Below are 12,946 nucleotides of genomic sequence, written 5' to 3'. Positions count from 1 at the left end.
CATTCGGTGTGGGCGTTGGCCGTGGAGGCGCTATGTCTGGCCGTTGGGGCCCCCGGGGTGGTGGGGCCCTTGGGTGAGTGGGCGCCTGCTCGGGGTGGGGCCGGCGCGGGTGCGGGTACCGGGGTCAGTAGACCAGGATGTCCCAGTGGTTGCCCTCGTTGCAGTACAGGTTGCCCGAGGCAGCCTTCCACTGCGGGTAACCGTCGCCCCGGAGGCCGATGTAGGTGAAGCTGTTCTGGATGTAGCCGTCGATGCAGGAGCTCCGGGAGATGTCGACCTTGTAGCCGTTGTAGTGGCTGTAGGTTCCGGAGGCGTGGCCCACCTCGGTCCCGCCCGTGATGTTGATGGCGCAGCCGCTGGACTGCTTGAGGGTGATGATCGTGCTCACCGTGCCCGAGTTGATCTGTTCGAACGAGGTGCAGGTGGAGTTGGACCGGGTGGTACATCCGCCGCTGGAGCTCCAGGTGATGCCGGCGTTCCTGAACTGGCCGGCGGCCGTCGACTGCGACAGCTTGGTACCGCTGGCGCCGGCCGTGGGCGCCGACACGGCGAGGCCCGCGAGGGCCAGGGCTACGACGGTGGCTGCGGTGCGTGGTTTCATCTGCGTCTCCCGGTGAGGGTGGTGGACGCCGGACTCGGGCCCCGGCTGCCGCCGACCGGACCCGCACCGGGCCGGGGTCCGGCGGGTGAGCGAGGTCCGGCAGGCAGGCGGCGGGACCGCCCGGGCAGCGGGACGCGCGAAGTTCGGCGTACGGGGAGCTGGGTGCGAAACGGTGCGGCATCAGGATGACCCACCGCCGTCTATGCGAGTAGACCCCGGTCTGTGAATTTCGCGTGACGCCCACGCATTCCGGGCCTCCGGTCGTGCCGGGCGACGGGCGGGGTATGTCTGCTGGGTCTTCCCGGGCCTTCCCCCGGCCCCACCCGGCACGAAGGCCACACCCGCCGCGCCCGCTGCACCCTGCACAACCGGCACAACCGCCGCACCCGGCACAACCGACCGTGGAGGTCCTTGTGAGCACCGTCCCCGCACGTGTCGTCGAGGCGGCCTTCCGCTGCTACCGGTCGCAGGACCGGGACGCGGCGCTGCCCCTGTACGCCGACGACTTCACCTTCACCAGCCCGCAGGACGACCACATCGACAAGGCCGCCTTCTTCGAGCGGTGTTTCCCCACCGCCGACCGCTTCCGGGAGCAGCGACTGCTGCACGTCACGCCCGCCGACGAGGAACTGGTCCTGGTCCACTACGAGTACGAGCTCAGCGCCGGCGGCCGGTACCGCAACGTGGAGGCGATCACGGTGCGCGGTGGCCTGATCCGTGAGGTGCAGGTCTTCTTCGGGGGCAGGGCGTAGACGAGGCCGGGACCGGGGGCGTGGCCGGGGGCCGGGGGCGCGGCCGGCCGGGGTCAGTGCACGAGGGCCTCGCGCAGGCGCCTGCGGTCCGGTTTGCCCGCCGAGGTGAGCGGGATCTCCGGCACCAGGTGCAGGGCCTCGGGGGCGAAGATGCGCCCCTTGTGGGCGGTGACGAACGCGCGGACGTCGTCGAGTTCCGGGAGCCGTCCCGGGACGGCGACGACGACGGCGTGGACGTGCTCCGTCTGCTGGGCGTCGCGCACGCCGAGGACGGCGCACCGGGCGACGGCCGGGTGGGTGAGGAGCAGGTCCTCGACCTCGGAGGGGTAGACGTGCCCGCCGGTCACGATGATCTTGTCCGTGAGGCGGTCGGTCAGGTAGAGGAACCCGTCCTGGTCGAGGCAGCCGATGTCGCCGGTCCTCAGCCAGCCGTCGCGCATCACCTCGGCGGTGAGGTCGGGCCGCTTCCAGTACCCCGCCATGAGGGAGTGCGAGCGGACGTGGATCTCGCCCTGCTCGCCGGTCGGCACCTCGGTACCGCCCGCGGAGCGGATCACCACCTCGACGCCCGGCAGCGGGCGGCCGACGGGGAGCCGGCCGGCGTGCCCGGGCCGGTCGTGGTCCTCCGGGGTGAGGACGGCGATGTTCTGCGCCTCCGACATCCCGTATCCGCTCGTCAGGATCGGCCCGAACACCCCGAACGCCTCGCGGATGCGCGTCGGGGAGGCGACGCATCCCCCGTACATCAGTCGTTCCAGGCTGGAAAGGTCGGTCGTGGTGATCGCCGGGTGGTCCAGCAGCCGGTGGAGCAGCGGCGGCAGGACCCACAGGTCGGTGATGCGCTCGCGCTCGACGGCGGCCAGCACCTCGCCGGCGTCGAAGGAGCGTTGGAGGACGACCGTGCCGCCGTGGTGGAGCGTCAGGTCGCTCAGCACGCCGGCGAGGTGGGCGAGGGCGGTGGCCGCGAGGAAGCGCGGCGCCGTACCGGCCGTGCCGAACGGAACGTCGAAGATCCTGCGGTAGGGACCGTGCAGGCTGAGGATGCCCTTCGGGATACCGGTGGTGCCGCCGGTATGGCGGACACCCAGGTGGTCGTCCGGGCCGATCCGCACGGCCGGGAGCCGCGCGGGGCGGTGGGCGCAGGCAGCGATCACGTCCTCGCCGATCGTCTTCGGATCCGGGCCCGGGCCCAGGGTGAGGACGGTCGGCACGTCCGCCACGGCGAGCAGTTCCGCCGCGTCCGCGTGCCGTTCGCCGTCCACGAGGAGGACGGCGGTGTCGACGCCGGCGACGATCCGGGCGAGGACGGGGGCGCTCATGCCGTCGTACAGGCCGACCACCCGGGCGCCCGCGATCCCGGCGGCGTAGCGGGCGCTGAGCGCCTCGGGGGTGTTGGCGGTGAGCAGGGAGACGGTCGAGCCGGGGGTGACGCCGCGGGCGATCAGCTCGTGCGCAAGGCGGTAGGTCGCGGCGGCGAACTCGCCTGCGGTGATCCCGGCGCCGTCGGCGGTGACGACGGCCGTCCGATCGGGATCCCGGGTCAGGGACCGCAGAATCAGGGCGGGGGCGCTGATGAACTCCGTGTCGCTCATGAGCACTTCTTCCTATGCGTCGGAAACCGCATCGACAGGGCCCCTCCATTCTGGGCACGAAGCACCGGGTCGGGGGCCCGAACCGGGCAGCGGGCCGAAACACATCTGCGGCGGTGGCGGCCCGGCTCTTGCGGCGGAGCGGGCGTCGCGCCTCGTAGCCCCCCCCGCCGGGAGGACCGGCAGCCGTCTGCCTCTGCTGAAGCTCCGGAGGGTCCGGGGTCGAGGGCGTGCGAGATGTCGAGCGGATTCCTCACCGACCGTTCGACGAGCCGTACGTGAATCCGCACGGTGCCCCGGGCGGGAGCCGTAGAGTCGCGGGGTGGAGTCCTGCCCCGATCATTACTCTGTCGTGCCGACGTGCTTCGACTGCTGCCGAGCGGCGTTGAGTGCCGTGCCGTCCGACGTCGAAGAGCTCACTCGGCTCGACCCGGACGCCTTCGCCGCATTCGCCGGCTCACACCGGGCCTGGGTGGAGAATCTCCTGCTGGCCGAGTGCGCCCACCGGCCGATGGTGGCGTGGTCCCGGTCTGACAGCCCTCCGCTTGTCGTGCAGTGGGCGGTACGGGCCACCCCGGCGGTCGCCGCCGCGCTGCCGGTTCCTTCGGCGGTCGCCGTCGGGCTCACCCGGGCGTATCGGCAGCGCGAGGGCGATCGCGGCCATGCGCTGTGGATCTCCCGTCTGCCGCTGCGCATCGATTCCGACGTGGACCAGCGGCTTGCCGGGCTGTGGTGCGATCTGGCGCTCCTGGCCGGCGAACAGGACCCGGTGGCGGAGTCCGGACTGCGCACGCGCGTGGACAGGCGGGCTCGCCCGGCGGTGTGGGCGCGCTCGCTGGAGTGGCTCCTGCTCTGGGGGAGGCAGTTGAGGAGTCTTGACGTGGCATTCACCCTCGCGCTCGCCGACGAGCACCCCACCGTCCGACAGGCGGTCAGCCGCTGTGCCCGCAGTCCGGTCCTCGGCGTCCAGCTACGTGCCGCCGGGCTGCAGGCCGCGATGAAGTCCGCACGGCCGCTGGAGGATCGGCTACTCGACATCGTCTCCGCCTCGGTCGACGACCGCCGGAGCGACTTCCCGCGACCGCTGGGCGCTCCGTCATCCACCTGGCTCGCCGACCACGGCCTGGAGGGACTCGTACGGGGTGCCGCCCGCCGCGCGGTTGCCGACTTCGCCGGTTCCATCGGTGATCTCGGTGCCGCCGAGGAAGAGCATCTGACCGCCACACTGCTCGCCGGCCTCGTCCGCGAGTTCACGGCCCTGCCCTCCCTCACACGGCTCGCCGCGGGGGGCGGGCCCCCGCGGCGGGGGGGGCGCCCCCCCCGGTTCGCCCCCCCCCCCCACCCCACCGCCACCGCCCCGCGGGGCGGGTCGTCAGAACCTGACGGTCTTCAGGTACGAGGAGTCGCCGCGAATTCCGGCCAGGTAGAGGGTGTGCCCGCCCGGGGCGAGGGCGGTCGCGGAGACCCCGTCCAGGCCGAAGCCGGTGAGCGTCTCGCCGGGGAGGCCGGCGTTGGTCGCGGTGTCGTAGGCGAGCACCGAGGCGCGCGGGGTCCAGCCGTCCTTGAGCACGTGGATTCGGCCGCCGTCCGTGCCGACCGCCACGTAGTGGAGGTCGACCGGTCCGTCGGCGAAGGTGAAGACGGGCCGGGCCGTGTCGTTGACGGTGTCGACCGCGTAGCCGGTCCCGGCGTTGACCTGGGCGCCCAGGGCGTACACGTGCAGGCCGTCGGGGGAGGCGGCCAGCTCCTTGGTGGCGCCGATCCTCTCGACGGTGCGCAGCACGGTCGGGACGGGCGCGGTGGTGTCGAGGTGTTCCAGACCGGCGTCGGTGGAGACGTAGGCGCCGGCACCGCCCGGCTGCAGGGCGATGGCGTCGACCGCGTGGCCGCGCAGCGGCACGGTCGCGGTGAAGGCGCCCTGCTGGGTGCCGAACACCAGCACCCGGCCCGGCCGCACGCCCTGGCCGTGGAGCTGCGGACCGTACTGGTCGACGTAGACCTTGGATCCGTCGGGGCTGACCGCCAGGTCGGTCAGGCCGCCCGCCGACCAGCCGGCCGGCCTGGGCTGGTCCGGTGCGGGAGTGCGGGCCACCACGGTGTTGGCGGCCGGGTCGACGGCGACCAGGTGGTCCGACACCAGGACGTAGAGGCGCCGGCCGTCCTGGCTCACCACGGGCCGCCCGGCGGTGCCGTCGTCCGCCAGCGGCAGTTCGGCGACCACCGCGCCGGACCGGGTGTCGACCGTCCGCAGGACGACCGGGGTCCGGCTGCCGGCCCGGTCGGACGCCACGACGTAGGCCCTGTTCCCCTCCGGACCGACCGCCAGCCCCAGCGCCCGCCACCCGATGGCGGTACCGTCGTGGCCGCCGGGCGTACCCGGTACGGTGTCGGCGACGGCCGCCCCGGCGCCCGCGCCGGTCAGCAGGAGGACGGCCGAGGCCACCAGCGAGCCCGTCCAACGGGCCTTTGACACGCGCGAATTCATGATTCCCCACCCTGTGGTCTAGACATCATGTCGTGGTGCGAGGGTCAGGCTAGGGCACCGGGAGGGCGTTCCGGGGGCGGTTTCCGGCCCTCGTGCGGACGGGGGCGGGACGTGGCCGGCCGGCCACGCGGGCATGGCCCGATCGCACCCGGTCGGTCCGGTGTCGGTCCGGTGTCGGTGTCGGGGCCGGGGCCGGGGCCGACGGGGCCGCGGTCCGGAGGCGGGGCCCGGGGCGCCGGGAAGTTCCCGAACCGGCCATAGGTCAGCTCTATGACCTCATAGATCCACACCGACTACTGTCGGCACGTACCACCCGTGTTGGCTGGTCGTGGGGTCGCCCTCGCCCTCCTGCCCGCCCGTCCGTGTTCCCGTTCGGAGGATCGCCCCGCCATGTCCCGTCCGATCCGAGTCGCGATAGTCGGCGCCGGCCCCGCCGGAATCTACGCCGCTGACGCCCTGCTCAAGTCCGACGCCGCCCAGCAGCCCGGGGTCTCGGTCGACCTCTTCGAGCGGATGCCCGCGCCCTTCGGGCTGATCCGGTACGGCGTGGCGCCCGACCACCCGCGGATCAAGGGGATCGTCACGGCGCTCCACCAGGTGCTGAGCAAGCCGCAGATCCGGGTCTTCGGCAACGTCGACTACCCGGCCGACGTCACGCTCGACGACCTGCACCGCTTCTACGACGCGGTGGTCTTCTCCACCGGCGCGATGGCGGACCGGGCGCTCGACATCCCCGGTGTCGGACTCGAAGGCTCCTACGGGGCGGCCGACTTCGTCTCCTGGTACGACGGCCACCCGGACGTGCCGCGCACCTGGCCGCTGGAGGCCGAGAAGGTCGCCGTGCTCGGCGCGGGCAACGTCGCGCTGGACGTGGCCCGCATCCTCGCCAAGACCGCGGAAGAGCTGCTCCCCACCGAGATCCCGCCGAACGTCCACGAGGGCCTGCGCCGCAACAAGGCCCTGGAGGTGCACGTCTTCGCCCGGCGCGGACCCGCCCAGGCCAAGTTCAGCCCGATGGAGCTGCGCGAGCTCGACCACTCGCCGACCATCGAGGTGATCGTCGCCCCCGAGGACATCGACTACGACGAGGGCTCGATCGCCGAGCGGCGCGGCGCCAAGCACGTCGACATGGTCGCCTCGACCATCGAGAACTGGGCGATCCGCGACGTCGGCGACCGCCCGCACCGGATCTTCCTGCACTTCTTCGAGTCCCCGGTGGAGGTGCTCGGCGCCGACGGCAAGGTGATCGGGCTGCGCACCGAGCGCACCGAACTCGACGGCACCGGCAACGTGCGCGGCACCGGCCGGCACACCGACTGGGACGTCCGGGCGATCTACCGGGCGATCGGCTACTACTCGGACGAGCTGCCCAAGCTGCCGTTCGACCCGGTGTCCGGCACCGTCCCGAACGCGGCCGGCCGGGTGCTCGCGGCCGACGGCTCGCACCAGGCCGCCACGTACGTCACCGGCTGGATCAAGCGCGGCCCGGTCGGCCTCATCGGACACACCAAGGGCGACGCCAACGAGACGGTCGCCTGCCTGCTCGCCGACCGGGCCGAGGGCCGCCTCCCCGGCGCCGTCGAGCCCGAGCCCGACGCGGTCCTCGCGCACCTGCGCGAGCGGGGCGTCCGCTTCACCACCTGGGAGGGCTGGCAGCTGCTCGACGCACACGAGCGCGCGCTCGGTGCGGCGGAGGGGCGCGAGCGGGTCAAGGTCGTGGAGCGGGAGGACATGCTGCGCAGCAGCGGGGCGTAGCCGGGACGGCGTGCCCCCGGTCCGCGGGCCCGGCGACCGGTTCCGGTCGTCGGGCCCGATCCGTTCGCCGGGTCCGTTCGCAGGCCCCGGCCTCCGGATCCGGTCGTCAGGTCCTCGGGCCGCGTCCGCCCCGACGGGCGCCGGGGCGCCGGCGCGGGGGAGGCCGGTCGGCGCCGCCCGGTCAGCCCCGGAGGTGGTCCGGGTCCGGCAGGTCGTCCGGAGCGTCGGCGTCCGGCGCCGGCGGCGGGGAGAGCAGGACCGGCCAGGCGTCGTCGCCGGCGAGCACCTCGTCGAGGGTGCGGTCCGGTGCGGCCGTGAAGACGGCGGTTCCGGTGTCGGCGGCCCGCGCGTACAGCGCGGGGTCCACCGCCGTCTCGGCGCGCAGCACCAGCGTCGCCTCCGGGACGATCGGCGAGCGCGCCGGGAAGTCCGCCGGGTCGGCCCCGATCTGCTCCAGCGTGAACGGGTAGACGGCGACCTCGACGGCCAGCCGGTCCCCGTCGAGGGCGTGTTCCGCCCACCCGTCGGTCGGGAGCAGGAAGAGCGCGCCGTCCCCCTCGTGCCCGTACCAGCCCAGTTTCGCGACGGCCTGCTCGCCGGGCGGGCCTTCCGGGTCGACGAGCAGCGCCACCACGGGCGCGTCCGGGTCGTCGGGGTTGATGCCGGTACGGACATGCAGCCGGGCCACGGGTGACCTCCGATGAGCGGAACGGGCTGGGGAGCGGGGCGTGGAGCGGTGGAGTGCGAATCTACGGCCTGCCGGGACGGGCGCCGGCGCCGGGTGGGAGCGCGGCACTCTTTTGTCATGTTCGCGACTACGTTGCCGACTATAGCTTTCCCGGCCCGGGACCGGCAGGTGAACCCCGTACTCCGGATCGCCGGGGTGGCGGCCGGGCGGGTCGGGGGCGTCGACGGCGTCGCCGGTTCAGGGGGTGTGCGGCCGGGGGTGGACCGTGTCGAGGAGGAGGGCGAGGAGGCGGTCGGGGGTGGGGGTTCCGGCCGGGGCGGGCCGCGAGGCGGGGCGGGCGGTGGTGAGGGCGATGCCGAGAGCGAGCAGGAGGAGTTCGGGGGCCGAGAGGTCGGGGCGGGCGGTGCCGGACCGCTGGGCGTGGGTGAGGACGGCGGCTCCGGCGTTCCTGATGTCCTCGTGGCAGTTGGCGTTGAGGGTGTCGGGGGCTTCGAGAAAGAGCGCGCTGGCGAGGCCGTGGTAGGCGAGGTTGTGGGCGATGAAGGCGCGGAGCCATTCGGCGAGGGCCTCGTCGGCGGGCCGGGTCTCGATCAGGTGGTCGGCGTGGGCGCAGAGGCGTTCGATGCGTTCGTGCAGCACGGCGGCCAGCAGTGCGGACCGGGTGGGGAAGTGCCGGTAGAGGGTGCCCGGGCCGACGCCGGCCCGCCGGGCGATGTCGTTGAGCGAGGCGTCGGCGCCCGCCTCGGCGAAGGCCTCGTGGGCGGCGTCGAGGAGGCGTTCGCGGTTGCGTCGGGCGTCGGTGCGCTGGGTCGTGGGCATCGGCGGGTTCTGGTCTCCAAGGGGCGGGCGGTCGGCGGGTCGGGGGTCGGGGCCGGCGTCCCGGCCCTGGGTGGGTGGTCAAGCGGAGAGGTTCTCCGTATCGTAGGTCCGGGGGAAACGGAGAGGCTCTCCGGATGTGTCCCCGGTCGGGTCGTGCCCGTTCGGGCCCTCCCGTAGGCCCTGCGCCGGGACGGCGCGCTCGCGAGGAATCGAGGAGCCTGATGACGCACGACACGGCCTGGGACGTCGCGGACACCCCCGACGCCCCCGACGCCCGCGCGGTCCCGGGCACCGGTGGCACGGGGGACCGCCGGGACGCTCGGATCCGCTGCGACCGCCGTGTCCGCCGTCGCTCCCCGGGCGGCACCGGGCGGTAGCTCCGGGGCGCACCGGGCGGGGCCGCCCGGGGCCGGGTCCTCGTGGGGGGCTCAGTCCTCCCCGCCCTGGCCGGGGAGCGTGACCGGCTGCCAGCGGTAGCCGGAGTCCTCGTGCCAGCAATGGAGTTCGCCCTCCACCACGGCGGCCAGGCAGAGCCGCCAGTCGTCGCCGACGGCCAGTGCGACCTGGGTGGCCGGGCGCAGCGTCGGCCGCCACCAGCGGGGGCGGCGGGAGCTGCCGACGGCCGGCAGGCGCAGCCGTACGCCGCCCTCGCCGGCCAGGGCGACGGTCGGGCCGCCGCGGTGTCCGGCCATCGCGACGTCGAGCGCCGGTTCGCCGTCGCCGATCTCGCTCGCCGCCCCGGCCGGGTCGGCGCCGTGCAGTTGGACCGAGCCGTCCCGGCGCAGTGCGGCGGCCTGCGGGCCGGCCGAGGAGCGGGCGAGCGCGCCGGCCCGCACCGGGCCGGGGCGGCCCAGCGGCTCGGGCCGTTCCTCCGCCCCCACCCGCCAGCGCAGCAGCCGTTCCCGGTGTTCGACGAGGAGCAGCCAGACGCCCGGCCGTTCCTCCATGGCGGCCAGGACGCGGTCGGCCGGGCAGCCGGCCAGCTCCTGGCCGGTCAGGGTGAGGCCGGGCGCCCAGCGGTACGAGCGCAGGGTGCCGCCGGAGGCCGTCCACACGGCCAGCTCGCCGGCCGAGTTGACCGCCCCGGCGAGCCCGCCGACACCGCGGGCGGCCTCCCACCAGCCCGCCGCGTTGCCGACCCAGAGGGTGCCGGTCTGGTCCTCGGCGAACACCACGAGTTCGGCCTGCGGCCCGGCCCAGCCGCAGACCAGGGTGCGGACGGCGCGCGGCCCGGGGCCGGGCGGGGGCCGGTGCCCGGCGAGGCCCGGGCCGGCGAACACCACCCCGTCGGCGCCGCCGGCGACCAGCAGCGGCCGGCCGGCCGCGTCCGGCAGGACGGCCAGGCAGGAGGTGCGCGGCATCGTCCGGTGGGCGCGCAGGAGTTCGCGTCCGCGCGCGGCCCACGGACCGAGCGGGGCGGGCCGGCGGTCCGGTTCGCGGGCGAGCGGTTCACAGGCCCACTGGGCGAGGTCCTCGCCGAACCCGGCGGCCAGCAGCTCGCTCCGGGCCTGGTCGGCGGCGAGCCGGTGGTCGAGCCGTCCGTGCTCGGGCAGCAGCAGGGTCCGGGCCAGGGTCCCGACGGCGAACAGGTCCTTGGCGGTGGTCGGGAACCCGCCGACCCGCTCGGCCTCCGGCGGGACGTGCCCGGGGGTGAACACCGCGACGGTGAGTGCGTGGTCGAGCGGCGCGAGGAAGGTGAGGTCGATGAGCTTGACCTGGCCCTCGCCGTCGACCAGAACGTTGGCGGGGGAGATGTCCCGGTGCACCCAGCGCTTGCGGTGCAACTCGTCGACGATCAGGCAGAGCCGGGCCAGCACCTCGGCCGCGGCGGGCAGTCCGCCGCGGTTGGTGCGGGCCCAGGTGTGCAGCGGCACGCCCTCGACCCAGGGCGAGATCTGGTAGCCGAGCAGTCCGCCGGTCGGCCGGCTGCCCGGCCGGTGCGGAGAGGGGCCGAGCAGGAAGCTGGGCACCACCAGGTCGTTGACGCCCAGTCGGTGGGCGTTGTGCGAGACGTCGTCCCAGCGTCCGAGCCAGCGACGCACCTCGGAGGGGTCGCGCTCCAGCATGATCTTCGCGGCGACCAGCTCCTTGAGGCCGCTGTGGCCGGTGCGGACGGCCCGCCAGACCTCGGCCTCGCCGCCCCGGTGGTGGAACTCCAGGAGTTCGTACTGCTCGGGGTCGAACTCCGGCCCGAACCGGAGCCCGGGAACCCAACGCGACTGTGACACTCGACCCCCGACCGACGACCGGCACCGACTCGCCGTCGGTCTTTCGCGGAACTCAGGATAGTGCTCTTTTCTGTTCGTCCGCCCTGAAGAGGGCCTATCCTGATGGCCACCGAGCAACATCATGAAGAGCCGTCAACTCGTGATCGACAGAAGGATGTTGATCATGAACTGGGCGGATTCCGGACTGCAGGGGGACAGTGCATGGCGCAGCTCGTGGTGCTGCTGCTGGTCGTGGCGGCACTGGCAGGCGCGGGCGGCACCGTCCTCGTCCGCCGCCGACAGGCCCATGACCCGGCATCGGTGGCGACGGCGCTCAGCCGGGCCGCCGCCCAGCTCGCGGCCGGCAAGCCGCAGCGTGCCCGCCGCCGGTACGCCCGGCTGGCCAAGCGGCTGGCGGCGGCGCCCGAGGCGCTCCGGCCCCAGCGCGGCCTCGCCCTGCTCGGACAGGCCGAGGCGGCCACCGCGGCCGGGGACGCCGCGGCCACGTCCGCGCTGCACCGCGAGGCGTTCCCCCTGCTGTCCGACCCGGCCCGGCAGCTCCCCCGGTGGAGCCTGCGGCGGATGGCCGAGGAACGGATGCAGGCCCCGGACGGTGAACTCGGGCCGCTGCTCGCCTTCCTCCGGGCGATGGAACCGGCGGCGGCCGGGGCGGCCGTGCGCGGGACCGCAGACGGGACCGCCGACGGGAGCGAGCCGGTCACCGAGCCGGTCGCCGGACCGGTCACCGGCCGGGGCGTCACGCAGAACGGTGTGCAGGGCGGCGTGCGGACCGGCGTGCCCGGCGCCGTTCCGGACACCGGGCGGGCGCTCGACCTGACGGCCGAGGCGGGCGCCGACGCCGCGACGGCCGCCCTGGCCCTGGACTGGCTGCAACGTCTCTGCCGGGAGGGCACACCCGAGTGGCGGGAGACCGCGACCGCCCAGGCGATGGCCGCCCTCCCGAACCGGGAGTGGCCGGTGCTGGCCCGTGCCGCGCTGCTGCGCGCACTGGCCGACCGGGCGGCCGAGACCGAACCGCTGCTCGCCGCCGCCGCCCCCGGTGGCAGCGGCGAACTCTGGTTCCGCTGGGGCACCCAGCTCTACGCCCTGCACCAGGACACCCCGGCCGTGGCCGCCCTCGACGAGGCGCTGCGACGCGGTCCGGGCGAGACCTCCCCGTGGTCCCGCGGCACCGCCCTGCGGGCCGAGATCCTGCTCTTCCGCGGCCTCGCCCAGCAGCGCCTGGGCGACACCGGGGCGGCCTGGGCCGACCTCAACGCCGCCGCCACCGAGGCCCCCGCGGACCCGCGCCCCCGGTACGCGCTCGGGCGGCTCGCCCTGCTGCTCGGCGCCGACGACCGCGCCCAGGAACAGTTCGCCGCCGCGCTGGCCGCCCGGCCCTCGTTCGCCCCCGCCCGGCTCGGACTCGCCCTGGTGCACGAACGCGCCGGGCACCCGGCCGAGGCCGCCGTCGACTACCAGGCGGCGCTCGCCCTCACGCCCGGCTGGCGCCCCGCGCGGGTCAGGCTCGGCGCGGCGCTGCTCGCGGCCGGACGGACGGCGGAGGCGGAACCGCTGCTGCGCGCCGAGTCCGGGACGGACTCCCGCTGGGGACAGATCGCCGCCTTCCACCACGGCCTGGCCCTGGCCCGGACCGGCGACCCGGCCGGTGCGCTCGAACGCTGGGAGCCCCTGCGCGCGGCCGACCTGCTGGACCGGCTGGCGCTGCTGCGCGACCGGCTGGCCCGTGAGCGGCTCGCCACCGACCCGGTGGCGGCCCGCGAGCTGTGGCAGCGGGCCGCCGCGGACGACCCGGCCGCACCCGGCTACCCGGTGGCGCTGGCCGAGGCCGCGTTGCGCGAGGCCGCCCACCTGCTGGTCACCGGACGGGACCGGGCCGAGGACCGGGACCGGGCCGGCGCCGCGCTCGACCTGGCCGACTCGCTGCCGGTGGAGGCGCTCCCGGCGCCCCGGTCCGGCGGGGCCTCCCCCGAGGGGGCCTCCGTCGGCGGGGCGCCGCCGGCCGGACCGGCGACGCCCCGGACGGGCA

General features: G+C 75.0%; 9 protein-coding genes and 1 pseudogene. 4 read left to right on the top strand and 6 right to left on the bottom strand.

Annotation, left to right across the window (positions count from 1 at the left end; all coding sequences use genetic code 11):
* Nucleotides 1–124 precede the first annotated feature (124 nt).
* Nucleotides 125–601 (bottom strand): hypothetical protein, encoded by a 477-nt coding sequence (locus tag ACFWOG_RS33695; protein WP_329879555.1) that lies wholly within the window; start codon nt 599–601, stop codon nt 125–127.
* Nucleotides 602–1,014: 413 nt separating this feature from the next.
* Between ACFWOG_RS33695 and ACFWOG_RS33690 the strand changes: the two genes are divergently transcribed.
* Nucleotides 1,015–1,353, top strand: coding sequence for a nuclear transport factor 2 family protein (locus ACFWOG_RS33690; RefSeq protein WP_380363009.1), 339 nt, complete (start codon nt 1,015–1,017; stop codon nt 1,351–1,353).
* A gap of 53 nt (nt 1,354–1,406) precedes the next feature.
* Here ACFWOG_RS33690 and ACFWOG_RS33685 read toward each other — a convergent pair whose 3' ends face one another.
* On the bottom strand, nt 1,407–2,945 hold the full coding sequence (locus ACFWOG_RS33685) for an AMP-binding protein (protein ID WP_380363007.1): 1,539 nt from the start codon (nt 2,943–2,945) through the stop codon (nt 1,407–1,409).
* A 1,369-nt stretch (nt 2,946–4,314) separates the two neighbouring features.
* Nucleotides 4,315–5,415 carry a YncE family protein gene (locus tag ACFWOG_RS33680; RefSeq protein WP_380363004.1) on the bottom strand — a complete coding sequence of 367 codons (1,101 nt, stop codon included), beginning with the start codon at nt 5,413–5,415 and terminating at the stop codon, nt 4,315–4,317.
* Between the two features lie 402 nt (nt 5,416–5,817).
* On the opposite strand from ACFWOG_RS33680, the gene ACFWOG_RS33675 reads away from it, so the two are divergent.
* Nucleotides 5,818–7,182, top strand: coding sequence for an FAD-dependent oxidoreductase (locus ACFWOG_RS33675; RefSeq protein WP_380363002.1), 1,365 nt, complete (start codon nt 5,818–5,820; stop codon nt 7,180–7,182).
* Between the two features lie 181 nt (nt 7,183–7,363).
* Here ACFWOG_RS33675 and ACFWOG_RS33670 read toward each other — a convergent pair whose 3' ends face one another.
* Nucleotides 7,364–7,870: a hypothetical protein gene (locus tag ACFWOG_RS33670; RefSeq protein ID WP_329877340.1), complete on the bottom strand. Its 507-nt coding sequence runs from the start codon at nt 7,868–7,870 to the stop codon at nt 7,364–7,366.
* A gap of 237 nt (nt 7,871–8,107) precedes the next feature.
* Nucleotides 8,108–8,689: a helix-turn-helix domain-containing protein gene (locus ACFWOG_RS33665; RefSeq protein ID WP_329947962.1), complete on the bottom strand. Its 582-nt coding sequence runs from the start codon at nt 8,687–8,689 to the stop codon at nt 8,108–8,110.
* Nucleotides 8,690–8,910: 221 nt separating this feature from the next.
* Between ACFWOG_RS33665 and ACFWOG_RS33660 the strand changes: the two genes are divergently transcribed.
* Nucleotides 8,911–9,066, top strand: a complete 156-nt coding sequence (locus tag ACFWOG_RS33660) for a hypothetical protein (protein WP_380362998.1) — start codon at nt 8,911–8,913, stop codon at nt 9,064–9,066.
* Nucleotides 9,067–9,117: 51 nt separating this feature from the next.
* On the opposite strand, the gene ACFWOG_RS33655 is transcribed toward ACFWOG_RS33660, so the two are convergent.
* Nucleotides 9,118–10,917, bottom strand: coding sequence for a hypothetical protein (locus ACFWOG_RS33655; RefSeq protein ID WP_329877346.1), 1,800 nt, complete (start codon nt 10,915–10,917; stop codon nt 9,118–9,120).
* A 201-nt stretch (nt 10,918–11,118) separates the two neighbouring features.
* On the opposite strand from ACFWOG_RS33655, the pseudogene ACFWOG_RS33650 reads away from it, so the two are divergent.
* Nucleotides 11,119–12,946: pseudogene (locus ACFWOG_RS33650) on the top strand (hypothetical protein); the annotation flags it as partial.

Source organism: Kitasatospora sp. NPDC058406, from assembly GCF_042722765.1.
Classification (GTDB): Bacteria; Actinomycetota; Actinomycetes; order Streptomycetales; family Streptomycetaceae; genus Kitasatospora.
Note: the sequence above shows the minus strand (reverse complement) of the source record. Positions and strands in the feature narration are given on the sequence as shown.